The organism is Massilia brevitalea (assembly GCF_030711405.1).
Taxonomy (GTDB): Bacteria; Pseudomonadota; Gammaproteobacteria; order Burkholderiales; family Burkholderiaceae_D; genus Telluria; species Telluria brevitalea.
The window spans coordinates 51324-74687 of sequence record NZ_JAULSI010000028.1; the positions used below are offsets into that span (position 1 = coordinate 51324).

Consider the following 23364-nt stretch of genomic DNA (forward strand, 5'->3'; position numbering starts at 1 on the left):
CGTAATCAAGCTTTGGTGGCGCCTGGCGGCGCCGGATTGGGGGAAGCGGTAGCGGTAGCAACTGCGGCAGCAGCTGCGCGGCGGTTGCGTACCGAGGCGCGGATCGCCACGAACAGCGACCACGACAGGAAGGCCAGGGCCAGCATGCCCGACAGTGCGAACACGTCGTTGAATGCGCGCACGTTGGCTTCGCGCCGTGCGATCTGCGACAGCAGGGCCGTGCCTTGCGCGGCGCGCTGCACCGGGTCGGTGATCAGCGCGCGGTACACGCCTTGCTGCTGTTGCAGGCGCAGCGCCACCTGCGGGTCGGCCGGGTTGATGTCGGCGGTCAGCGCGCTCGAATACACCTGCTCGCGGTGCAGCTGGTAGGTGCTGAGCAGGGCCGAGCCGGTCATCGCGCCCAGCGACTGGGTCAGCGACAGCACCACCGTAAAGGTCACCACATAATTTGGGCCGTACTTCAACGCCTGGCTGATGCCCAGGAAGACCAGTGGCCCCATGAACATGCCGCTGCCCAGGGCCACCAGGAACTGACTGAGGAAGAAGTCTTCCGGCCGGTCCAGGCTGGTGCGGCCGTAGTCGATCATGGCTGCCACCCCGAACAGCACGATGGCCGCGATCAGCTGGGCGATCAGGGTCCTGGGGCTGAAGGTGAGGGCGCTGGCCAGCATGCCGACGATCGTCCCGGCCAGGATCACGACGAACAGCGGCTGCATCTGGTCCGGCCCCATGCCCAGGGTGCGCAGCAGGCCCACCGCGCCGAAGGTCTGCTCGGAGGTGAGGAAGCGGATCAAGAAGGCGCCGACGATGAAGCGCAGGATGTTGGGCGTGACCAGCCAGCGCGTCTGCAGCAGCGGGTTCTCGCGGTGGTGTTCGACGAACAGGGCGGCGAGGATGAAGACCACGGCGCCGATGAGCAGCCAGGCCAGCCAGGCTTCGTCGAACCACCAGTGCGAATAGCCCTGGGCCAGCACCGCCACCAGCATCGCGGCCCCCGGCGCCATCAGCGCGAAGCTGATGAAGTCCTTCTTCTCGAATACCTTCACGTGCATGCCGGGCGGGAGCTTCAGCACGACGACGGCCGCCAGCGAACACAGGGCCAGGCCGGCCTCGAACAGGTACAGGTTGTGCCACTGGCCGAACACCAGCAGCGTCGGCGACAGCAGCCAGGCCAGCGGCGTGGCCAGTTGCGGGATGCCGACCCCGATGACGACCATCTTGCCGGTGTAGGCGCGCGGCGCCGCCTGCAGCATGTACAGCATCGACAGCGTGGTGGCGGTGCCGGCGGCAAAACCGCTGGCGGCGCGCACCAGCACCGCCATCGCGAAACCGCCGACCAGCAGGTGCAGCAGGGTGACGGCGGCGTACAGGCCGAGACCGATCTCGGCGAACAGGCGCAGCCCGTACTGCTGGCGGAATTTGAAAACCAGCATGTTCACCGTGATGTTCACCATCACGTAGGCGGCCGGTAGCCAGGCGCCTTCGGACGGCGTCAGCCCAAGCTGGCCCTGGATCGTGGCCAGGTTGGCCGTGACCAGTGCATTGCCCAGGCCCCCGGTAATCCCCACCAGCAGCGCGACGCAGGCATAGGCCAGGCGCACCGCGGGCGTATGGTAGGGCATCGAGGCAGAGCCGGGCAGGGTCGGCTTTTCGTGCTCTTCCCAGTTCGGCGTCGGCTTGAGCAGCACCGCCATGCTAGCGTCTCCGCGCTGCTGCCGTCGAGGTAGATGTCGAGGCGGGCGAAGCGATCCCGCCCCGCACCAGTTCGATGGCGCGCCGCGCCAGGCTGCGTTGCTGGGCCACGCTGCTGCCGCGCAGGGCCGCGCCCAGCATGCCGCACACCAGCACGATGTCGCCGGGTTTCAGATCCGCGCGGCAGGCGCCGCTTTTGATGGCGGCGGCCAGCGGCGCGCGGAACAGGCGCGCCAGCCGCTCGCGTCCCTCCTTGGCCAACGGATGGCCGGCGTCGACCGCGCGCCAGTAGTCGGTCACGGCGGGCGAGGCGACGATGCACTGCGCCACCTGCTCCAGCAGCACGAACAGATCGGCTCCGCCGGCGCCCGTTTCGAGCGCTGCGAGGGAACGGTCGAGCAGCGCGTCCATCAGGGCCGCGCGGTCGGGGAAGTTGCGGTACAGCGTGGCCCGGCCGACACCGGCCTGCGCCACCACCAGGTCGAGCGGCGCGGTCACGCCATGGCGCGAAAAGACCGCATCGGCTGCGTCGAGGATCTGGTCGCGCCGCAATGCGGCGTCGGATCGAAGCGTGGTCGTCAAGTGGGACACCTTTGTCCGGTTAATCGAGGCAGGCAAGGAGGACGGCGCGGCATCCTTGTCGCACGGCGCCACGCATTGTCTCTCATTGTTTCTCATTGTATATTTGCTATTAGAATACTGCGATTCGCCCGGTTCCCAGCGCACGCCACGGCCCATGCCCGAATGCGGTGTCAGGCGCGGCGCGCCGTGGTGACGTCGATGGCATGGTGGATGACGGCCTCGACCATGCCGTCCCCGTCGAGCACCGGCGCATTGATCGGGCGCCACCAGCGTTCCTCGACGCTGCCGTCAGCCCGCACGATGTCGTAGCGCAGGTCGGGCAGGCAGTCGGACTCGCGCGAGGCCAGCACGTGTTCGAACGACGCGCGCAGCGCCGCCGCAGTACCGCCGCCAGCGCCTTGCGGATGGTCGGGCCAGGCGTCGACGATGCCGCAGCCGACGAGGTCTTCGCGCCTGCGCATGGTGGCCGCCAGATACGCGCTGTTCACCTCGCGGATGGTGAAGCGCGGCGCGTCGGTCCCGACCACCAGCAGCGGCGCCGGAGCCGCCTCGAACAGGCGCGAGCAAGCCTGGTCGGCCGGGCGCGCCCACAAGCGCATCTCGCTCGCGCGCAGCAGGTCCTCGGCACGCTGTTCGGTATCGATGTCGATGTTCATGCCGACCCACTTGCGCACCGACCCATCCGGATGGCGCACGGGCGCGGCCAGAACGCTGGTCCAGCGCCAGACGCCGTGCGCGGTTTGCAGGCGGAAGCGGTTGCGGATGGCCTGGCCTGCGGCGATGCCCGCACGCCACACCCGCAGCGCCATCTCGCGGTCATCCGGATGCAGTGCGTCGGCCCAGCCTTCTCCCGACCATTGGGCGCCGGACTGCCCGGTATACGCGAGCCACGAAGCCGAATCGGCCACCACCCGGCCTTGCGCATCGGTCTGCCAGATGGCCTGCGCATGGCTTTCCAGGAGCGTACGCAGCAGCACCTCGCGCTCGCGCAGCATGTCTTCCGCCCGCTTGCGGCCGGTGATGTCGAAGAAGCTCATGACCGCGCCCGCGATGCGGTGCGCGCCGGTACGATACGGGTAGACCCGCACGATGTACACGCGGCCGTCCTTGCCGTTGACTTCCTGCTCCAGCGGCTGCAGCGTCTCGAAGACGCGGGCGGCGTCCGCGGCCAGGTTGGGATTGTCGAGCCGGCTGGTGATGTGCCGCAGCGGACGGCCGATGTCCGCCGGGATCACGTTGAACAGGCCGGCGATGGCCGGCGTGTAGCGCTCGATGCGCATCCCGCGGTCGAGGAACAGGGTCGCGACGTCGGACGAGGCGATCAGGTTGTCCAGGTCGTCGTGCGACTTGACCAGGCTGTCCAGGCGCTGCGCCAGGCCGGCGTTGGCGGCCTGGAGCTCGCCGTTGGCGGCGCGCGCCTTGTCCAATGCCGCGCCAAGCCGCTCGTTCAACGCGCGCAGCTCTTCGACCGTCGTCCTCGTCTCTTCCAGGCTGGTGCGCAGCGCGGCGTCGGATTGTTCGGCCTGGTCGATGGTTTCCAGCAGCCGGTGACGGGTAGCGCGCAGTTCCTGGTCGAACTGTTCCAGCATCGACTGGCCGCGCAGGTCGGGTGCCGCAGCCGCCGCTGGCAGGGCGGGGACGTCGATGAAGCTCGCCAGCATCAGCAGGCCTTCGGCATGCTCGTCGTGGAAGGGCACGACTTTGATGTCGACCGCGCGCTGCTCGCCGTTCTCCTCGTACCGCACCGCGCCGGTGCCGGTCTCGCGGCCGGTTTTGCGTGCCTGGAACAGTGCGGTGCGTAACGCCAGGCGCCATGCCGGCGGAACCAGCGCCACCAGCTCGCGCGTGGGCTCGCCGCCGGCATGGCGCAGGAAGCGGCTGGCCCCTGCCGTAATGTGCACGATGTCGGCATTGCCGTCGACCAGGACACTGGGCGGCGCCCCCTCCGCTATCTTGTGCAGGTGGATGTCGGCAAAGGAAAACAGACGGCTGCGGCGGCGCATGCCGGGCTGCGGTTCATGGCGCTGAAGATGCGGTTCCACATGCCGCTCGACATGCCGGGACAGGGCGGGCGCCGGCGTTGGCGTAGAACACGCCTCCGGCAGCGTCCTGTAGATGCGCGCGCCGCTGTCGACCGCCTCGAACAGGCCGGTTGCGTCATTGGCCGTTTCCGTGCTGCCGAGCATGAGATAGCTGCCCGGACACAGGGCAAAGTGGAACTTGTCGAAGACCTGACGCTGCATGGCCTTGTCCAGGTAGATCAGGACGTTGCGGCAGCTGACCAGGTCCAGCGTGCAAAAGGCGGGATCGCGCAGCAGGTTGTGCTCGGCAAACAGTACCTGCCGCGACAGCGCCTTGCGTACCTTGTAGGCGCCGTGTTCGGCCGTGAAATAGCGCTGCAGCCGGTCCTGCGGCACGTCCTGCGCGATCGACGCGGGATACAGTCCGGCGCGCGCCGTACGAATCGCCTGCGCGTCGATGTCGGACGCGAACACCTGGATCGCCGGCGGATCGGCCAGCGACGCCGCGTGGTCGGCCAGCAGCATCGCCACCGAATAGGCTTCCTCGCCGCTGGAGCAGGCGGCCACCCACACGCGCACCGTATCGTGCGGGCCCTTGCCGGCGAAGATACGCGGCAGCACCATCTGCTCGAGCATGGCGAATGCCGCGGGGTCGCGGAAGAAGCGGGTCACGCCGACCAGCAGGTCCTTCAGCAGGGCCTGCGATTCCGCGGGGTCTTGCCGCTGCAGCGCATGGTAGCCCGCCAGGTCCGGCTGCCCGCGCAGCGCCAGGCGCCGTTCCAGCCGGCGCAGCAGCGAGGCGCGCGCGTAGTGGCGAAAGTCGTGGCCGGTCTGCGCCTGCAGCAGCGACAGCACATCCTGCAAGGCGCGCTCCTGGCCGGGGCCGAGGCCAGGGCGCAGCGCCGCCAGCGCGGCCGGGATGGCGGCAGCCGCGAGCACGGCATCGGCCACGCCGGCATCGATCGCCGACTGCGGCATGCCGGGGTGCTCGGCATCGGCAGGCGACTGGACCAGGGTCGCGCCACCCTGTTCCTTGATGTGCGCCAGGCCCGCCGTGCCATCCGAACCGAGACCGGACAGGACGACGCCGATGGCGTGCTCACGGTGGGCCATGGCCAGCGTAGCGAAGAAACTGTCGACGGTCGCCGGATGGCCCGGTGTGCGATCGAGTTGGTACAGGACCAGGTAGCCGTCCTCCATCTTCATGCTGCGCGCAGGCGGGATCACGTAAACGTGGTCGGGCAGGACCAGCGTGGCGTGCCTGACCTGCACCACCGGTAGCCGGGTCGAACCCTGCAAGACCCGGTCGGCGTTGCTGTGCTGGTCGGCCAGCAGATGGAAGACGACGATGAATGCCATGCCCGGCGCCGCCGGCAGGTTCTCCAGCATGGTCGCCAGCGCCGCCAGGCCGCCGGCGGACGCACCGATACCGACGACCGGAAAGGACGGGGCGGATGGTGCGTGGTTCTGTTGCCGTGCCTGGTCGGATCTCTGGGTGCCCATGATGGAAAAGTGCGAAGCCGTTGCAGGCAGCATCGCACAGCTCGGCGATTTGGCGCGCACTTGCGGCCGTCAAGCCTGGCCGGCCGTCCCGAACTGCGATTCGAAGTCGGCGATCGGGCTGGGTTTGCCCAGCAGGTAGCCTTGCAGCAGGCGGCAGCCGCGCGCCACCAAAAAGTCGCGCTGCGCGCCGGTCTCGATGCCCTCGGCTACCACGTCGAGGTTCAGGGTGCGCGCCAGCGCGAGGATGGCGTCGACGATGGCGCCGGCATGCGCTTCGTCGGGCAAATCCTTGACGAAGCTGCGGTCGATCTTCAGTTCGGTCAGCGGAAAGCGCTTCAGGTAGGCGAGCGAGGAATAGCCGGTACCGAAGTCGTCGAGCGAAAAGCAGACGCCATGGGTGCGCAGCGCATGCATCCTGGCGCAGGCCTCGTCGAGGTTTTCGGCGAACACGCTCTCGGTCAGTTCGAGGAAGAGCTGCTGGGGCGGTGCGCCGCTTGCGGCCAGGATGTCCNGCAGACGCCATGGGTGCGCAGCGCATGCATCCTGGCGCAGGCCTCGTCGAGGTTTTCGGCGAACACGCTCTCGGTCAGTTCGAGGAAGAGCTGCTGGGGCGGTGCGCCGCTTGCGGCCAGGATGTCCAGCACCTGCGCCACGAAGCCGGGGTCGCGCAGCTGCTGGGCGCTGACGTTGACGGCCAGGGTGATCTCGCGCAGTTGCGGATGGCCGGCCCAGCGCGCGAGCGCGCGGCAGCTCTCGGCCAGCACCATGGCGCCCAGCGGCACGATCAGGCCGCTGGATTCGGCCAGGCCGATGAATTCGTCGGGCGCGACCATGCCGCGCGTGGCGTGGCGCCAGCGCAGCAGCACTTCGGCGCCGGCCAGCCGGCCGTCGACCCCGAGCTGGGGCTGGCAATACAGCTCGAAGCGGTGCTGGCCGATGGCGTCCCCGGCCTGCGCCGCGCCGAACATGGCCGCGCCGATGCTCGGCGTGCTGACGCTGGGCCGGGCGCCGAGCGCATGCGGGCGCGCGAGTGCTTCGAGCAGCTTGGCGCCGACCATGTGCACCTGCTGGACCGCTTCGGCCTCGCCGGTGCCGAGCTCGTCGAGGACCACCACGAACTCGTCGCCGCCCAGGCGGGCGGCCACTTCGCGCAGCAGCAAATCGCCCGCGGCGTGGCCGAGCGTATCGTTGACCTGCTTGAAGTTGTCGAGGTCGATGAACAGCACGGCCCCGAACTGGCCATTACGCGCGCTGCGCGGCAGGATCCGGGACAGCTCGTCGACCAGCAGGCGGCGGTTCGGCAGCCCGGTAAGGTGGTCGAAGTAGGCCAGGTCGTGGATGCGGCGCTCGGCTTCCTTGGCGGCGCTCAGGTCGGTTGTCGCCGGGATGCATCTGCGTGCGCCAGGCCACCGGATCGCGCTCGCCGTGGGAGGGCGGAAACCCGAGCATCTCCCACCAACGGTCGGAATAATGCACCAGGCCCGTTTCGGTGCCCCAGTCCCAGGGTGCGTCGGTACTGCCCTGCATGGCCAGGCGCAGGCGCTCTTCCGACTTCAGCAGGGAATCCTCGACACGCTTGAGTTCCGTGCACTCGGTGAAGCAGGCGGCCACATAGGCGATGCGTCCGGCGTCATCGAGCAGGGGATACACGTTGCAGATCAGCCAGCGCAGGCTGGAGCGGGCTGCCGTCCGGGCGCAGCAGCGGCACGGCGCCGGAGTCGGCCGGGTAGCGGCGCATCAGGCCTATGGCGTCGCCGAGCAGGTGGCGCGCGCAGCGGTTGGCGTACAGCGCGCGCGAGTCGGTCCCGTGGATCACGATCCCCGCAGGGATATGGTCGAGCAATGCCTCCAAATCGTCCCGGCCCCATCCGGCGGGCGGGAAGCTGTGTCCATTCGGTGAAGCGAAACCCATCGTGGCCGCCTGCAGCGCTGTCAATACACGATTCTAACGCTTCTCGCGGCCGGACGCGAGAATTGCAATGGACGCGTCAGGCTGGGGCGAACCCTGCCTCGAAGCCGGCGATCGGCAACGGTTTGCCCAGCAGGTAGCCCTGGAACACGCGGCAGCCGCGCGCCACCAGGAAGTCGTGCTGGGCGCCGGTTTCCACGCCTTCGGCCACCACTTCCAGGTCGAGCGTGCGCGCCAGCGCCAGGATGGCGTCGACGATGGCGCCGGCGTGGGCGTCGTCGGGCAGGTCCTTCACGAAACTGCGGTCGATCTTCAGTTCGGCCAGCGGGAAGCGCTTCAGGTAGCTCAGCGAGGAGTAGCCGGTGCCGAAATCGTCGAGCGAGAAGCGGATGCCGTGGGCGCGCAGGGCGCGCATCTTGTCGCTGACGGCGTCGACGTTCTCGGCGAATACGCTCTCGGTCAGCTCCAGGCACAGGCGGCGCGGGTTGGCGCCGCTGCGCGCCAGGGTGTCCAGCACGCCCTCGACGAAATCCGGTTCGCGCAGCTGGTAGGCGCTGACGTTCACCGCCATGGCCAGCGTTTCGAGGCGCGGGTCGAGCGCCCAGCGCGCCAGCACGCGGCAGGCCTCGGCCAGCACCATCGCGCCGAGCGGCACGATCAGGCCCGACGCCTCGGCCAGCGAAATGAAGTCGCCCGGCACGACCAGGCCGCGCACGTCGTGGCGCCAGCGCACCAGCACTTCGCCGCCGACCAGGCGGCCGTCGGCGCCGAACTGGGGCTGGCAATACAGTTCGAAGTGCTGCTGGCGGATGCCGTCGCGCAGGTCGTTCTGGAGGTCGATCTGCTGGTCGGCCGCGGCCTGCATGCCGGGGTCGAAGAAGCGCAGCGTGTTGCGGCCGTCGCCCTTGGCGCGGTACATCGCCAGATCGGCCTGGCGCAGCAGCAGGTCGGCGCTGGTGGGCTGGGCGCCGAACAGGGCCACGCCGATGCTCGGCGTGCTGCTGTGCAGGCGTACGCCCAGACTGTAGGGCTGGCCCAGCGCCGCCAGCAGCTTGGCGCCGATCGCCTGCGTCTCGTGCACGGCCGCGTCCTGGGTCTCGCCGAGGTTTTCCAGCACGACCACGAATTCGTCGCCGCCCAGGCGCGCCAGGTGGTCGCTGGCGCGCACCGTATCGCGCAGGCGGCCCGCGACCAGGCGCAGCAAATGGTCACCGACGTCGTGCCCGAGGGTGTCGTTGAGCAGCTTGAAGTTGTCGAGGTCGATGAACAGCAGCGCGCCGACCTGGCGCGAGCGCGCGCTGCGGGGCAGGATCTTGGCCATCTGCTCGTGCAGCAGGCGCCGGTTCGGCAGGCCGGTGAGGACGTCGAAATAGGCGAGTTCATAGATGCGCTGCTCGGCGTGCTTGGCATCGGTGAGGTCGGTATTCGTGCCGGACAGGCGCAGCGCCTTGCCGGTGCTGTCGCGCTGCACGAAACCGCGCGACAGCACCGGCACATCGTGCCCGGCGCGGTGGCGCATCCGGAATTCGATGCGGTACACCGATTCGCCGGACGTCACCACCTGCTGCATGTATTCCTGCAGGCGCGGCAGGTCCTCGGGGTGCACCAGCGCATACCAGCCGTTGTCGTCGGCCGCGGGGTCGCTGCGGCTGTAGCCGAGCATGTCCCACCAGCGCGCCGACAGGTAGGGACGCGGCTCGGCCAGGTTCCAGTCCCAGGGCGCATCGGTGGAGCCCTGCAGCATCAGGCGCAGGCGCTCCTTCGAGTCGCGCAGCGACTGCTCCATGCGTTTCAGTTCGGTGCAGTCGGTGAAGCAGACCACCACTTCCTCGATGCCCCCGCCCGGGGCGAAGGTGGGGTGCGCGCTGCACAGCAGCCAGCGCGTGACGGGGCCGCGCAGGCCGATCACGAAGTCGACCACGGCGCCGCCGCTGGCCAGCACCCGCTGCACCGGGTTCTCGGCGGGCGGCAGCGGGCTGCCGTCGGCGCGCAGCAGCGGCCAGGCGTTCGACGATACCGGCTCGGTGCGCATGATGTCGAGGGCGGGGCCGAGCAGGGCCAGCGCGTAGCGATTGGCGTAGAAGACGCGCGAGTCGGCGCCGTGCACGACGACGCCGGCGGGGACGATATCGAGCAGGCTGTCGACGTCGGGCGGGTGCGCGCTATCGGTGGAGACCGAAGACGTCGCCTGCGGGTAGCCCGGCGGCGGCATCGGCATGCCGCCCGGGCCGGAAGGATCGTGGTAGGTTCTCATGCTTCGGCCAAGCAGTGGTCAGCCGAGGATGGTAACCGGATTTCAAATTCAGCGGCGCGAGGCTTCAGCCCGCCTGCCTGCGGCGGCGCAGCGCATAGCCGGCGCACAGCAGCAGCAGCCAGGCCGGGATCATGTAGACCGAGGTACGCAGGCCGGGCGTCATGAACATCACCGCCAGGATCCCGGCCAAAAACACCAGGCACAGCCAGTTCGAGAGCGGGTGAACCGGACTCGGGAACACGGTAGCGCCCTGGCCCAGTTCGCTGCGGCTGCGGCGAAAGCGCAGGTGCACCAGCGAGATCGTGGCCCAGTTGATGATCAGGCCCGAGACCGACAGGCCCATCATGAGGCCGAAGGCTTCGCCCGGCATGAGGTAGTTCACCAGCACGCAGACCAGGGTGGCGGCGGCCGACACGCCCAGCGCCGCCAGCGGCACGCCGCTGGCCGTGAGCTTTTTCAGCACGCCGGGGGCGTTGCCCTGCACCGCCAGGCCGTACAGCATGCGCGTGTTGGCGTATACGCCGCTGTTGTACACCGACAGCGCGGCGGTGAGCACCACCACGTTCAGGATGGTGGCCACCGCATTGCTGTTCAGGGCCGCGAAGATCAGCACGAAGGGGCTGCCGCCGCTGACGACTTTCTGCCACGGGAACAGCGACAGCAGGATGAACAGGGCGCCGACATAGAAGATGAGTACCCGGTACAGGGCTTGGTTGGTGGCGCGCGGGATGGTCTTTTCCGGGTTGTCGGCTTCGGCTGCGGTGATGCCGATCAGTTCCAGGCCGCCGAAGGAGAACATGATGACGGCCATCGCCATCACCAGGCCGGAGACGCCGTGCGGGAAGAAACCGCCGTGGCGCCACAGGTTGGCCACGCCGGCTTCCGGACCTGCGCTGTCGCTGACGAGCAGCCAGCCGCCGAACAGGATCATGCCGATCACGGCCACCACCTTGATGACGGCGAACCAGAATTCGAGCTCGCCGAAAGCGCGCACGTTGAGCAGGCTGAAGGAATTGATGACGGCGAAGCAGGCCAGCGCCGAGACCCAGGTCGGAATCTCGGGCCACCAGTACTGGACGTAGACGCCGACCGCCGACAGCTCGGCCATGCTGACCAGGATGTACATCATCCAGTAGTTCCAGCCGGTGACGAAGCCGGCCATGTGGCCGCCGTATTTGTCGGCGAAGTAGCTGACCGAGCCGGCCACCGGTTCGGCCACCACCATCTCGCCGAGCTGGCGCATGATCAGGAAGGCGAACAGGCCGGCCACCGCGTAGCCGAGCAGGACCGAAGGGCCGGCCATCTGGATGGTCTGGGCGATGCCGAGGAAGAGGCCGGTGCCGATCGCGCCGCCGAGGGCGATCAGCTGGATGTGGCGGCCCTTGAGGCCGCGTTTGAGTTGTTGCGTCGGTTCCGACATTGCCGCCTGCGCCAGTATGCAAAAGTCGATGATTCTAATGCATGTTGGCGATGCTGGAGTGCAATCCTGCCGATATCGGTCCGGAACTAGGCGGCATGCGCCAGGCCGAGCTGGCGGTTGGCGGGAACGGCGATGTCGATCAGCTTCGGACGCGGCAGGTCGAGGTTGTCCATCAGGACGACGAAGTCCGCGCGCGAGCGCCCGGCCAGGCGCGCGTTGTGCTGCCTTTCCCAGCCGATGGTGGAGACGCTTTGCCCCTTGTAGTCGTGCGCGGGCCAGACCCGGGTGGCATCCGGCAGCGCGAACAGTGTAGTCGTGATGCTGTCGTAGAGGGCGGCGGCGCTGCCGCCCTGGAAGTCGGTGCGTCCGCAGCCGTCGATCAGCAGGGTGTCGCCAGTAAACACGTTGCCGCGCCAGAGGAAGCTGACGCTGCCGGCCGTGTGGCCCGGCGTGTGCAGCACGCGAATGGCCTCCCCGGCGCCGAAGCGCACGGTGTCGCCGTCTTCCAGTTGCAGCTCGGCCGGGGCGATGCCGCAGCCGCTGGGGACGGCAGCTTGTGCGCCCGTCAGTTCGCGCAGGCGGCCGGCCGAGGTGACGTGGTCGGCATGGGCGTGGGTTTCCAGCACGTAAGCGAGCTTCAGGCCGAGGCGCGCCAGGTGCGCCAGGTCGCGCTCGCAGTGGCGGTCGACCGGGTCGATGATGACGGCGTCATTGCCGTCCTGGGCGGCGAGGATGTAGGTGAAGGTCGACGACTCGGCGTCGAACAGCTGGATCGGGTTGACGTGCATGGCGGTCTCCTGGCGAAGCCGGCATTGTACGGCAGCAGCAGGGTGGTGGCGCCGGCGTCGATCCGGATTTCGCGCAGCTGGGCCGGCGACAGCTCGCCCGTGTGGCGCGCCACCAGCTTGCCGTGCCGGTCGTAGCCAAGACCAGCACACCCAGCAGCGCGGCAACGACCCGGACCGGCATGGCCAGGGGCCGATGGTCACGGCATCCATGCGATTCCCCGCTGCCTGCGCGTGCTCAGTGCGCCTCGGCCGTCGGCGAGCCGAGCTTGCCTCCGGCGGCGGCTTTTGCGGCGTTTTGGTAGAACTTGATGGTCTCGGGCGACATGTTGCCGCCCATCGCGCCCATGAAGCGCAGGCGGTCGGTGCGCACCCAGCCGCTGTAGTCGTCGCCGTTCTTTGCCATGTACATCACGCTGGTCCATTCGCCCTTGTCGCCGGCTTCGGTGAACGCAACCAGATCGTCGCCGGGAATCACGAAGACCTTCTTGTTGATGCACTTGTCGTCGGGCCCGGTATGCAGGTGCAGGCGGCCGGTGCCGGCCACCTTGTACTGGTAGCGCTCGGCCAGCACGACTTCTTCCGGGACGTCGCCCTTGCAGATGTCGGCCGCCAGGACCGGGCTGGAGGCGAGCAGGGCGAAGGTGAACAGTGAGGCAGCTTTGTACATGTGATCCTGGGTGGTGGTGTACTTGGCTGCTCATTATCTTGATATCAACAGCAATGAGCAAGGATTTGGTGCGCATTCCATGTCGGTGAGCCCTTTCCATTCAAGCCAGCGGCAACAGCACTGCTTGCGCAGCCTTCACCAGCGCCGCTCCCATGCGCTCGATGCGCGGCGGCTGGATGCGCCAGGCGTGCCAGTACAGCGGCACGTCGGCGTGCAGGTGCGGCGCCAGGTCGACCAGTTCTCCGCTGTCCACCAGCGCCGCGCACTGTTCCTGCGGCAGCATGCCATAGCCGAGGCCGAGCCGGATGGCCTGCACGTAAGGGTCGCTGGCCGGCACGTAGTGGAAGGGATAGGCGCCTTCCGGCAAGCCGAAATGCTGCAGGAGGAAAGCGGTTTGCAGGGTGTCCTTGCGGTCGAACACCATCACCGGGGCGCGCCGGGCTGCGTCGCGGTCGATGCCGGCCGGGAACCAGCGGCGGGCAAACGCGGGTGCCGCCACCATCCGGTAGCGCATCCGCCCGAGCGGGGTGACGGTGCAGCCGCGCATCGGCTCGGCTTCGCCGGACACGCAGGCCAGCGCCTGGCCTTGTTCGAGCAGGGCAAAGGTATGGCCCTGGTTGTCGAGCACGAACTCGACGAGCAAATGCTCGTCGATCAGGACCGGCGCCAGCACCGGCAGCAGCCATGTGGCCAGGGTGTCGTTGTTGACCGCCAGCGCGATCCGCACCGGGCCGGCATCGTTCTCCAGTTCGGCCAGGAATTCCGCTTCCATCAAGGCCTGGCGCCGCAGGAACTGGAGCAAGCGGGCGCCGGGCGCGGTCGGGCGGCAGGGGCGGGTGCGCACCAGCAGCGGCGTGCCCATGTCCTGTTCGAGCGCGGTGATGCGTTGCGATACCGCCGAGGGCGTGATCCGCAATAGCGCGGCGGCTGCGTCCAGGCTGCCCGTGTCGACGGCGGCGACAAAGGCTGCGCTGCGGCGGGCATCGATCTTCATGACATTAGCTCCGCTAATCCTGGGTTAGAAAGCATTAATATAGTTGATGAGACGGCGCCGCGCCTCCATGCTGGGGACTTTTACAAGGAGCGCTCGGATGTTTTCGCAACAGGTATTCATGCAGGGGCTGGGCTTGGGGGCGAGCCTGATCATGCCGATCGGCGCCCAGAACGCGCACGTGATCCGTACCGGCATCCTTGGCCGGCACGTGGCGCTGACGGTGGCGGCCTGCGTGCTGGTCGACGTCAGCCTGATCGCGCTCGGCATGTCCGGCTTCGGCGCCCTGGTCGAAGCCTCGCCCGGACTGCTGGCCGCCTGCCGCTATGGCGGCGCGGCGTTCCTGCTGTGGTATGGGCTGCGCTGCCTGCTCAGCAGCTGGCGAGGCGCCGCGGCGCCGGGTCTGGCCGGTGAGCCGGGCAAGGGCGGCGCGCGCAAGGCGCTGGCCGCCGTGCTGGCAATGTCTCTCCTGAATCCCCACGTGTACCTGGACACCGTCGTGCTGCTGGGCGCGGTGGGCAGCAGCCTGGCGCTGGAGCACCGCCATTCGTTCACGGCCGGCGCGATGGCGGCCTCATTGCTGTGGTTCACCGGGCTTGGCTTGCTGGCGCGGCGCTGCGCCGGCGTATTGGGCCGGCCCGCCGTGTGGCGCGGAGTCGAGGCATTTACCGGACTGACGATGCTGGTGCTGGCCGTGCTCGTGCTGCGCGGATGACGGATCCTTCCACAGCGCCACGGCTTCCGCCAAGCGGGCGTTTATTTCTGCACCGTTTTTGCTTGGTGGGCAAAGGGCACAGGGGAGGGAGGTGAAGCCGCTGCATGGCCCTCTTCCAAGGCGTCTCTTTCGGCCATCTCATTTTCTCTCTTTTCTTCTCTTTCCCTCCTTGTCGAATGGGAAAAAGAAAAAGAGAAGGAATGAGATGAAATGAGAACGGTAAATGAGAAGTTTTGGTAGAGGGGTGGGATCGGGCGTCCCCCACCCTCTCGGTAGAACAGGCTGCAAAAGAGCAATCCCGGCCCGGCGTGAGCACCGCGCCGGAATCGCCCGGTCACTGCTTTACTTCACCGCCTCACTTCATCGTGTAGCTCTGCTGCGCCGTATCCACGGCGAAGTTGCGCGCCGTGTCCCAGTAGGTAAAGCTGTAGCGCACCACGTCGCCGATCTTCAGGCCGCCCGCCACATAGGTATTCGTGCTGCCGTCGAGCCGCATGCGCAGGTTCTGCTGCGGCCCGTTATTCACCGTGTAGTGGACGTCGGCCCAGCTGCCGGTGGTGGTGGTGAACTGCAGCGTGGTGGCCGACAGTTGCGAGACCGAGGTCGGCCCGCTGCTCGGCGGCGGATTGGTGGCGCCGCCGCCGCCGCTTCCACTGCCCGAATCCCAGACGACGTCGTCGATTGCGAACTGGAAGCTCGACGCCGGCAGGCGGTTGGCGTCGCTCGAGATCATGAACACGTCCAGCATCGATTGCAGCGCCACGCTCGGCCCGATCAGGGTCGAGACCGGGATGCTGCCCTGGGCCCAGTCGCCGTTGCGCACCAGCCCATACGCTGTGGTATTGGCCGGGAAGTTGACCCAGTTCTGGTTGGTATAGGTGTCGCCGACGCCGATGTTGAAGGAGACGTTTGCCGGAATCTTGATGCGGAATTTCACGGTCCCGTTACGGAAATTCGACAGGTCGCGGGCCTGGCGCGCCTGCACGCCGCCGCCGAACCACTGGCCGGGCGCCGTGTAGTTCCAGGCGATCACGTTGCTGCCCTCGTAGGGCGCGGTGTTGCCGGCGCCGCTGGAGGCTGCGTTCCACAGGAAGATGTCGGAACTGGTGCCGGCCACGAGCTTGCTGTTCACGACCGTGTTATCGGTGAACACGCCGAACTTGCCGACTTCCGGCAGCGTCTGGTTGCCGAGCTTCACCGCGCCCTTGCCGTCGAGCTGGTAGACGCGGATGTAGTCGACGTACATGGTGGCCGGCAGCGTGGACGTTACCTGGGCCGGCGAGGCGGCGTCGGTGAAGTTGCCGCCGACGGCCATGTCGAGCAGCAGGTAGAAGGGCGCCTGCAGCGCGGTCGAGTTCACCGGCAGCGGCGCGTCGTACATGTTGCGCTCGACGCCGTTGTCGACCAGCGTGAAACGCATCTCGCTCTCGGTCCAGTACATGCGGTAAAGAACGAAGCGGTTCGCCAGCGAGGTCGGCGGCACGACCCAGCTCTTGGTCTGCCAGGCGGTCGAGGCGGCGCAGCTTTCGTTGCCCGGTACGCAGGCGGCCTGCTGCCAGGTGATCACGTTCGAGGCGGTGAAGCGGTCCGGCGAGGGCGCCCCGGAGGCGGCCCGGCTCGATGCCTTGTGGCCCATTTCCATGATGTCGATCTCGCCGTTGCGCGGCCAGGTCTGGGGACTGACGCCCAGCATCCAGGCCGCCGGCCACAGGCCGGTACCGAGGGCCGGCGTGCTCATGCGGATTTCGATCATGCCGTATTGGACCTGCACCTTGTCCCTGGTGTCGAGCCGGGCCGAGGTGAAACTGTTGCTGCCCACGGTCTGGCGCTGGGCGCGGATGGCCAGGGCCCGCGTGCCGGATTCGAAGGGCACGGTGCCGATGCTGGCGTTGTTCGGGCTGTAGTACTGCAGCTCGGCGTTGCCGTAGCCGCAGAGATTGATCTGGCAGCCGTTGCCGTCCTGCGCGGTCCAGTTGGCCGTGTTGACGCTGTTGCCGTTGAATTCCTCGGACCACAGCAGCTGGCCGATGGCCGGATTGGTGACGCTGGCTGCGGCATGGGCGCTGCAGGCCAGCAGCAGCCCGGCCACCACAGAATTGCACGCCAACTGGAAAGGTTTCCATTTCGAGCGCTGTTGTTGATGATCGTTGTTCACGCTATCTCCTCGTTGTACTCCAAGAAAAGCGGGCAGGCCAGGACGGCTGTCCACGGGCGCCAACTCGAAGTTGGTCTTGACTGACATTGGAAGGATTGATATGGAAACCTTTCCACCCAACGGGGAAAAATATAGGCCGATTTCCCGCAAGCGTCAAACCATGATGGGCATGGCGTGCGCGCTTATCCTGGCGGCATAGCCGATGCGCCAAAACATCCCTGATGACCGAGGACCGGGCACATTGGAACAGCGCAGCAAGATTCTCGTGCATCCGACAGAAAACGGGAATATGATTGCCAGGTGGCTAATGCAATTCAGGCAATGTTTTTCGATGTCTGGTGGTGGCGTCTCCCTGGAGGCAATATGCATCGTCTGTTGCGGCAGCTTCGTGTGATGTTACGGAAACTCTCGCGGGCGCGCGGACGAACGTCCATTCATTTCAGCGACCCGGTCGGGGCGGCGCTCGATGATGCGGAGATCCTGGTCGCCTTCGCGGCGCAGAGCTATCGCAAGATTGAGCCGCTGAAGATCAGTCACCTGCTGGCGCGGGTCGACGATATCCGATCGTACAGGCGGTCCGGTCAAATCGTGCCTTCCGTGATGGTGTCGGACTTCTGGATTGCCTACGACGCGATCGCAGCCGATATCGCCCCCCTGAGCGCGCACTCGATCAGATCCACCGCTCGCCTCGACTGCCGGCGCTTCCCAGGCTCGCTGTTTACGCCCACCGGTTACAACGTGCTGATCGCGTTCGCCGTCTTTATCGTCTGTCTCATGCTGCAGGGCTTCTGGGTTGCGGGCAGGGAGCTGCTGAGCCAGGCCGAACAAATCGAACAGGAACGCGTCAAGATCGGGGCCCAATTGCTGCTGCAGGAAGACACGCTGGAGCGCCTGCGCAGCCAGTCCCGTAGTCTCGTCGCACAGTGTGGTAACGGACGCTTGTGCCCCGGAACGGTCGCCTCCGCCGACAAGGTGGCTGGGCAGAATGCCGACGACATTGCGCGATCAAAATTCCTGGGCGAGCAGATACTGGCGGCAGAGCGAGAACTGGTCAACCAGAGTGTTGCGATGCGCAGCCTGAATGCCGGGCTGGAAAAACTGTCCGAAAGGAGCCGGCCGCTCGAAGATCTCATGCGGCGCTGGTACGACAGGGCCAGGTTGTTCTGCAACCGCTACGTGCTGGAATACATTTGCCCGGTCGATATGGCTTCTGCGGCTGCGCCGGACCTGCAGAACCTTCGCAGCAGAATCTGGGCACTGCGAAACGACATCGACAGCACGGAACTCAAGGTACCCGAACCGAGCATGGCACCTGCCCCTGGCCAGGCCCCCGTGTACAACGACGACTCGTCGTGGGTGCAGAACATGAACTTGCGGCGCAAGGAAGACCGGCTGCAGGAAATGCAGAAGGACCTGGCGAAAGCCGAGGCCGAGCACTTCCGAAGCCGGGTCGTGGAAGTGAAGATGATGGTACAAAACCTCGGCACCTATTTCATCGCCATGCTGATGGGAATACTCGGCGCCCTGGCCTACATCATCCGGTCGATCAGCTCGCAACTGCGCGAACATACCTACGTCCCGCTGTCGTTCAGCAGCAGCATCATCCGCATTTGCCTGGGCGCGATCGCGGGCGTATTCGGGGGAATGCAAGCGGCCGACGGCAGTTCGAACTTCAGCGAAGTGCCATCCGTATTCATTCCCTTCGTCTTCGGCTACGGGATCGAGATCCTGTTTTCCTTGCTCGACCGCATCGTGCATTCTCTGGCCCAACCCGCGCAAACGAAGGGCGGAAGTTAGGCTTCAGCGCAGTGAGCGCGACAGCACCGCGTGGCGATGCTCGAAAAAGCGCTTGACGAACCAGCCGACGATAGGCGGCGCGAAGCGCGGCGTGAATTCGACGTTGTCGGTGACGATGGCGCCGTCGCCCGATGGCGTGACGATGCGCTCGTGGCGCCACAGCCGCATCGACAGCAGCGGCGACTGCTCGACGAAGCGCCGCCCCGGCTCGATTTCCACGAAGGTCAGCTTCGACATGTCGATCGGGAACAGGCCGAGCAGCAGGAACTGGCAACGGCCCAGCGGCTTGTCGAGGGTCGTGTCCTTGCCGATGTGTGTCAGCCCTTTCGGGAACGTCATCTTCAGCACCGGCCACATTTCCTGCTTGATGCCCTTGATCGAGGTGGACCAGGACCAGGCCTCGGCAGGGGAGGCGGGAACGGTGGTGGCAAGCGTGAAACGGCGGGTCATGATCGGCTCCAGTCCAGGTTTGCCCGCAAGTGTGCGCGCTTTGCAGCGCGCGCTCCGTTCGCTACCTCGCAAAAGGCCGCCAACTCCGGCGCAGGATGCTTGCCGCCAGGCGCCCGAACCTGTGCAACCCAGCCGCGCACCCCGGATTCATTTAGCGAACTAGACTGTAGTTTTGTTTCTCCTACCGTGAGTACATACACCGTCATGAATATCGTCTGCATTGCCTGGGGCTCGCTGCTGTGGAAGCCGCATCCCCTGAAACTTGCCTCCAACTGGCACCCGGGCGGCCCCCGGCTGCCGCTGGAATACACGCGCCAGAGCGACGACAGCCCGGAGCTGGCCCTGGTGCTGTGCGAAGGCGCATGCCCGATGCCAACCTACTGGGCCTATCTCGCCACCCAGGACCTCGACACGGCGCGCACCATGCTCGGCACGCGCGAAAAGATCGCTGCCGACCGGCCCGACTACATCGGCAGCATCCCGCCGCTCGATGGCGCCCGCGTCGATGCGCGCATCCAGGCCTGGCTGCGGGAAACGGGGATCGACGCCGCCGTCTGGACCGCATTGCCGCCGAAGTTCGACGGCGTCAGCGGCCGCGTGCCGAGCACCGACGAGGTCGTGGCCTGGCTGTCGAGCCGCAGCGGCGAGCAGCGCGTGGCGGCCGAGGACTACATCCGCCGCACGCCGGCCCACATCGACACCCGCTACCGGCGCGCCATCGCCTCCCGCCTCGGCTGGCGTTCGCTGCGCGACGCCCACGTCACGCAGAGAGCCTGAAGCGCCTGGCGGGACCAGGCCTGCGCCTGCCGGGACATGGCAGGCATGGTCAGCCCTCGTGCGCCGCCACGCCGTCCTCGTCGTCGCTCGGGGCCGGCGGACGCGGCGTGTGCACGACCAGGATACGGTCGATCCGGTTGCCGTCCATGTCCAGCACCTCGAACTTGAATTCCTCCCACTCCACGCACTCGGCCGCGCGCGGAATGTAGCCGAGCTGGTACAGCAGGAAGCCGGCCAGCGTGTGGTAGGCCGCCACTTCCTCGCCCGGGAAGCGCAGGTGGGGACCGAACAGATCGCGGAAGCGGTCGAGCGCCACGCCGCCGTCGACCAGCCAGCTGCCGTCCTCGCGCTGCACGGCATCGGCGTCGTGATGCTCGCCGATCACGCTGACGTCGCCCACCAGCGCGCTCATTACGTCGGTCAGGGTGACCATGCCCTGGATGTCGCCGTATTCGTCGACGATCAGGGCCAGTTCGGCGCCGTGCTGCTTGAACAGCTCCAGCAGGGCCATGGCGCTGACGGTTTCCGGCACGTACAGGATGTCCTGCACGGCAGCGTCGATGTCGATGGCGTCGAGCGAGCCGCCGCGCACCGCCTGCGCAAACAGGTCGCGCGTGTGGATGAAGCCGACCACTTGCATACGGTCGCCGCGGCACACGGGAAAGCGGCTGTAGTTATTGTCGGCGATGCGCTTCAACACCTCGTTGCGCTCGCCCTCCAGGTCGACAAAGGCGACGTCGATACGCGGCGTCATCAGCGCCTTCAGGTGGCGGTCGTCGAGGCGCAGCGCGCGCGAGACGATGTCGTACTCGGTTTTCTCGAACACGCCGGCGTCGGTGCTTTCCTTGATCATGCCGGTGATGTCTTCCTCGGTCGGCGCCTCGGCCTTGTGGTGGCCGATGCCGATCAGGCGCGCGATCGCCTCCGTGCTCAAGGCCAGCACCTTCACGAAAGGCGACATCACGGTCGACAGCACGCGCAGCGGCGGGGCGATGAGGGTGGCCATCGCTTCCGGATAGCGCATGGCGATGCGCTTGGGCACAAGTTCGCCCAGGATGATCGAGGCGAACGTGATGCAGGCCACCACGATGCCGAGCGCGAGCTGGTAGGCGTAGGGCGCCAGCGCCGGCATCGACTCCAGCCAGGGCCGCAGCCGCGCCACCAGCGAGGCCTCGCCGAAAGCGCCGTTGAAGATGCCGATCACGGTAATGCCGACCTGCACCGTGGACAGGAAATGGCTGGGGTTGTCCGCCAGTTTCAGGGCGGTGCGGGCGCCGCGGCTTCCCTGTGCAGCCTGTTTTTCCAGGCGCGTGCGCTTGGCCGAGACCAGGGCCAGTTCCGACATCGCGAAGACACCATTCAGGAGGATCAGGAACAGGATGATCAGGATGTCGGTCATGGTGCGAAGTGCGTCTCCGGGCGGCAAGTGGGCCGCTATCCAGTGCGCCAGGGGCGCTGGAGACATCATCTCACGGGGTCAGCGGCAGGCTCCGCACGGATGGCGGCGCCTGCCCCGGCGGGTCTCGGCGCTGCAGCGCCCGCACGAAATCCGGATCGCCGTACAGCTCCGCCAGCAGCGTGCCGACCAGCTTCGGATACTGCCCGCGCGCAGTCACGGTGTCCATGCCGCTGACGACATGCGTCTCCCAGCTCGCGCTGGCGCGCTTGAGCTTGTCGTACACGATCTTGCCGCCGCGCGTGACCACGAAACGCGCTTCCACCGCGCCGGAATGGGTCTGCATGCGCACCGCGCTGATCTCGTTGCGCAGCAGGGTGGCGCTCACCTGGGCCGGCGCCGCCGGGTCGAGCAGGCCGGCCGCCGACAGGTCAGCTTCCAGCGCCGCCTTCAGGTAGGCCGCGTAATCGCCTTCGGGCGCGCGCATGTCGATCGCGTGCAGGTCGATGCGCGACTGGCCAAGCGCCGGGCTGGCCGTGACTGCGCCGACGCCGGCCCGGGCGCCGGAGATGGCTTTCAGCAGCGCGACATTGCTGTCGACGGCCTGGTAACGGGGTGCGCTGATCGCGCAGGCGCCGAGCAGGGTGAATGCGCAGAGCGCGGAGCAACGGGAGAGAAGGGCGTGCATGGAATAAGTATTCGGAAAAAACGGCAGTATAACGAAGGCGGCGAGCGTTGGTTGCAAGACGGGTCGCACACCTGGCCGAGGACCAGGCGCTTTTCCGACCCGCCGAGAACGCTGGACGCATCGGCACATGCGGTGCGCGGCAGTCAACGCACGCTAGGGCGGCGAGGTTCCCTCCACCTTTGATTCAGGGGATAAACCAGGAGCAGGTTGAGGCAGGGGAGCGCTGCCTCGCTCGCACATGCAGCCATAGCCTGGGTCGAGCGCACCGATGGACTCCACGACTGCATCCTTGGTTGGAATCCTGTAAGCCGTGCCGGTATCCGGGTGAAAAAGCAGTACGGCGCTGGTTGTGGTAAGGATAGCGCGTCCTTGTTCGCATGCACACTTTCTTCGATATCAGGCTTGAGAGTGAGTTTGCGGATACATGCTGGCAACCGCTGGTATGCCGTGACGTTACCGCCCTTGAATTTGAAGTGGAGGCCAACGGCGAACAGGATGAAAAACAAGACGGGAATACCCCACAATGTGCCGGAGAACAGGGAGACGTATTCCTCCCAGAACGAGATGCGGTTGATATTTTCGAAGAAGTACACCACTACCCAACAGGAGAGATCGAGCAGGTCGAGACTCGACCCAAACAGTACTTGGTGCGGTAGGGCAAACTGCTCTATCGAAAGAGCGACACCGTACCCAGTCAGCGTGAGGATAGTCGCCAACAAAGACAAGAGAGCTGCGATTGCGATGAGGTACTCTCGTTTGCGGCGCTTTTCGGGTGCAGCGGGCAGCGTGACGCTGGCTTGGTGATGAGGGGTAGGGCGGTGTTTTCGTGGAAATGGACGCATAGTGGGAAGAGGATAAAATTGGCGGCAAATGCGGCAGGAAAAACGCCGACAAGCGTGGCAGAAAGCTCTGCAGTGATATTGATTTGGCACCAAGTTGCTGCGCTCGGCCAAGAGCAGGTGCTTTCGAGCTTACGGTCTACCGCCAACGTCAATCCAAGTGGCAAGGCACTCTGCGTGCATGCACCAAGTAGCGTAGAGCGACGTACATGACAATGTGGATGCCTGGCTGGTGAGGGAACAGTGGAAATCTCTACGGCGTTCGTTGCGTTTGACAGTTTGCGTTGTGGCCGCAACTATCCGATGACCGTCACCACCACCTTGCGCCGGTGCGGCGCCGTCCGGTGCTCCCACAAATAAATCCCTTGCCAGGTGCCGAGCAGCAGGCGGCCGCCGCCCACCGGCACCGTCAAGCCGGTATCGGTGAGCACGCTGCGCGCATGCGCCGACATGTCGTCCGGCCCTTCCTCGTCGTGGCGGTAGGCCGGGTCGCCATCCGGCGCCAGGCGCTGCACGACCGTTTCCAGATCGCGCCGCACGTCCGGGCTGGCGTTTTCCGTGATCGTCAGCGAGCAGCTGGTGTGCTGGACGAACACCTGCACCAGGCCGCACGCGATGCCGGATTGCCGCACCACTTGCGCCACTGCGTCGGTGATGTGGCGCGTGCCGCGGCCCGTCGTGGCGAATTCGAGGATGGTCTGGTGCGCCATGCTTCCATTA

Annotated in this window: 21 protein-coding genes; 4 read left to right on the forward strand and 17 right to left on the reverse strand. The window is 66.7% G+C overall.

The window, feature by feature from the left end; genetic code table 11:
- Window positions 1–5: 5 nt before the first annotated feature.
- From QWL29_RS17775 to QWL29_RS17830, 12 genes are all read right to left on the reverse strand, one after another.
- A complete protein-coding gene (locus tag QWL29_RS17775; protein WP_305824209.1) occupies window positions 6–1694 on the reverse strand; it encodes an MFS transporter in 1689 nt (562 codons plus the stop codon).
- A gap of 1 nt (window position 1695) precedes the next feature.
- Window positions 1696–2274 carry a TetR/AcrR family transcriptional regulator gene (locus QWL29_RS17780; RefSeq protein WP_305824210.1) on the reverse strand — a complete coding sequence of 193 codons (579 nt, stop codon included), beginning with the start codon at window positions 2272–2274 and terminating at the stop codon, window positions 1696–1698.
- Window positions 2275–2444: 170 nt separating this feature from the next.
- The gene (locus tag QWL29_RS17785; RefSeq protein ID WP_305824211.1) at window positions 2445–5831 is read right to left on the reverse strand and encodes a CheR family methyltransferase; all 3387 of its coding nucleotides are present in this window, start codon (window positions 5829–5831) and stop codon (window positions 2445–2447) included.
- Between the two features lie 36 nt (window positions 5832–5867).
- Window positions 5868–6248 (reverse strand): EAL domain-containing protein, encoded by a 381-nt coding sequence (locus tag QWL29_RS17790; RefSeq protein WP_370663710.1) that lies wholly within the window; start codon window positions 6246–6248, stop codon window positions 5868–5870.
- An 8-nt stretch (window positions 6249–6256) separates the two neighbouring features.
- Entirely contained in the window at window positions 6257–7138 is an 882-nt protein-coding gene (locus tag QWL29_RS17795) for a putative bifunctional diguanylate cyclase/phosphodiesterase (protein ID WP_370663712.1), read from the reverse strand.
- A complete protein-coding gene (locus tag QWL29_RS17800; RefSeq protein ID WP_305824212.1) occupies window positions 7041–7448 on the reverse strand; it encodes a PAS domain-containing protein in 408 nt (135 codons plus the stop codon). Before QWL29_RS17800 ends, QWL29_RS17795 begins: the two co-directional genes overlap by 98 nt.
- Window positions 7429–7710 (reverse strand): PAS domain-containing protein, encoded by a 282-nt coding sequence (locus QWL29_RS17805; RefSeq protein WP_305824213.1) that lies wholly within the window; start codon window positions 7708–7710, stop codon window positions 7429–7431. Before QWL29_RS17805 ends, QWL29_RS17800 begins: the two co-directional genes overlap by 20 nt.
- 76 nt (window positions 7711–7786) lie before the next feature.
- Window positions 7787–9961 carry a putative bifunctional diguanylate cyclase/phosphodiesterase gene (locus QWL29_RS17810; RefSeq protein ID WP_305824214.1) on the reverse strand — a complete coding sequence of 725 codons (2175 nt, stop codon included), beginning with the start codon at window positions 9959–9961 and terminating at the stop codon, window positions 7787–7789.
- A 64-nt stretch (window positions 9962–10025) separates the two neighbouring features.
- Window positions 10026–11381 (reverse strand): amino acid permease, encoded by a 1356-nt coding sequence (locus QWL29_RS17815; RefSeq protein ID WP_305824215.1) that lies wholly within the window; start codon window positions 11379–11381, stop codon window positions 10026–10028.
- Window positions 11382–11467: 86 nt separating this feature from the next.
- Window positions 11468–12169 (reverse strand): MBL fold metallo-hydrolase, encoded by a 702-nt coding sequence (locus QWL29_RS17820; RefSeq protein WP_305824216.1) that lies wholly within the window; start codon window positions 12167–12169, stop codon window positions 11468–11470.
- Window positions 12170–12404: 235 nt separating this feature from the next.
- The gene (locus QWL29_RS17825) at window positions 12405–12836 is read right to left on the reverse strand and encodes a hypothetical protein (protein WP_305824217.1); all 432 of its coding nucleotides are present in this window, start codon (window positions 12834–12836) and stop codon (window positions 12405–12407) included.
- A 100-nt stretch (window positions 12837–12936) separates the two neighbouring features.
- Window positions 12937–13830 carry a LysR family transcriptional regulator ArgP gene (locus tag QWL29_RS17830; protein ID WP_305824218.1) on the reverse strand — a complete coding sequence of 298 codons (894 nt, stop codon included), beginning with the start codon at window positions 13828–13830 and terminating at the stop codon, window positions 12937–12939.
- 97 nt (window positions 13831–13927) lie between these two features.
- Between QWL29_RS17830 and QWL29_RS17835 the strand changes: the two genes are divergently transcribed.
- Window positions 13928–14542 (forward strand): LysE/ArgO family amino acid transporter, encoded by a 615-nt coding sequence (locus tag QWL29_RS17835; RefSeq protein WP_305824219.1) that lies wholly within the window; start codon window positions 13928–13930, stop codon window positions 14540–14542.
- A 355-nt stretch (window positions 14543–14897) separates the two neighbouring features.
- Here the strand turns inward: QWL29_RS17835 and QWL29_RS17840 are convergent, their stop codons facing one another.
- Window positions 14898–16697 (reverse strand): glycoside hydrolase family 16 protein, encoded by a 1800-nt coding sequence (locus tag QWL29_RS17840; protein ID WP_305824220.1) that lies wholly within the window; start codon window positions 16695–16697, stop codon window positions 14898–14900.
- A gap of 363 nt (window positions 16698–17060) precedes the next feature.
- On the opposite strand from QWL29_RS17840, the gene QWL29_RS17845 reads away from it, so the two are divergent.
- Window positions 17061–18494: a hypothetical protein gene (locus QWL29_RS17845; protein ID WP_305824221.1), complete on the forward strand. Its 1434-nt coding sequence runs from the start codon at window positions 17061–17063 to the stop codon at window positions 18492–18494.
- Window positions 18495–18497: 3 nt separating this feature from the next.
- On the opposite strand, the gene QWL29_RS17850 is transcribed toward QWL29_RS17845, so the two are convergent.
- Window positions 18498–18944, reverse strand: coding sequence for an Rv1443c family protein (locus QWL29_RS17850; RefSeq protein WP_305824222.1), 447 nt, complete (start codon window positions 18942–18944; stop codon window positions 18498–18500).
- Between the two features lie 204 nt (window positions 18945–19148).
- On the opposite strand from QWL29_RS17850, the gene QWL29_RS17855 reads away from it, so the two are divergent.
- A complete protein-coding gene (locus QWL29_RS17855) occupies window positions 19149–19721 on the forward strand; it encodes a hypothetical protein (protein WP_305824223.1) in 573 nt (190 codons plus the stop codon).
- A 49-nt stretch (window positions 19722–19770) separates the two neighbouring features.
- On the opposite strand, the gene QWL29_RS17860 is transcribed toward QWL29_RS17855, so the two are convergent.
- Complete coding sequence (locus tag QWL29_RS17860; protein WP_305824224.1) at window positions 19771–21120, reverse strand: hemolysin family protein; 1350 nt, start codon at window positions 21118–21120, stop codon at window positions 19771–19773.
- Window positions 21121–21190: 70 nt separating this feature from the next.
- On the reverse strand, window positions 21191–21805 hold the full coding sequence (locus QWL29_RS17865) for a hypothetical protein (RefSeq protein WP_305824225.1): 615 nt from the start codon (window positions 21803–21805) through the stop codon (window positions 21191–21193).
- A gap of 377 nt (window positions 21806–22182) precedes the next feature.
- Between QWL29_RS17865 and QWL29_RS17870 the strand changes: the two genes are divergently transcribed.
- A complete protein-coding gene (locus QWL29_RS17870) occupies window positions 22183–22461 on the forward strand; it encodes a hypothetical protein (RefSeq protein ID WP_305824226.1) in 279 nt (92 codons plus the stop codon).
- A gap of 479 nt (window positions 22462–22940) precedes the next feature.
- On the opposite strand, the gene QWL29_RS17875 is transcribed toward QWL29_RS17870, so the two are convergent.
- The gene (locus QWL29_RS17875) at window positions 22941–23354 is read right to left on the reverse strand and encodes a secondary thiamine-phosphate synthase enzyme YjbQ (protein WP_305824227.1); all 414 of its coding nucleotides are present in this window, start codon (window positions 23352–23354) and stop codon (window positions 22941–22943) included.
- Between the last annotated feature and the right edge of the window lie 10 nt (window positions 23355–23364).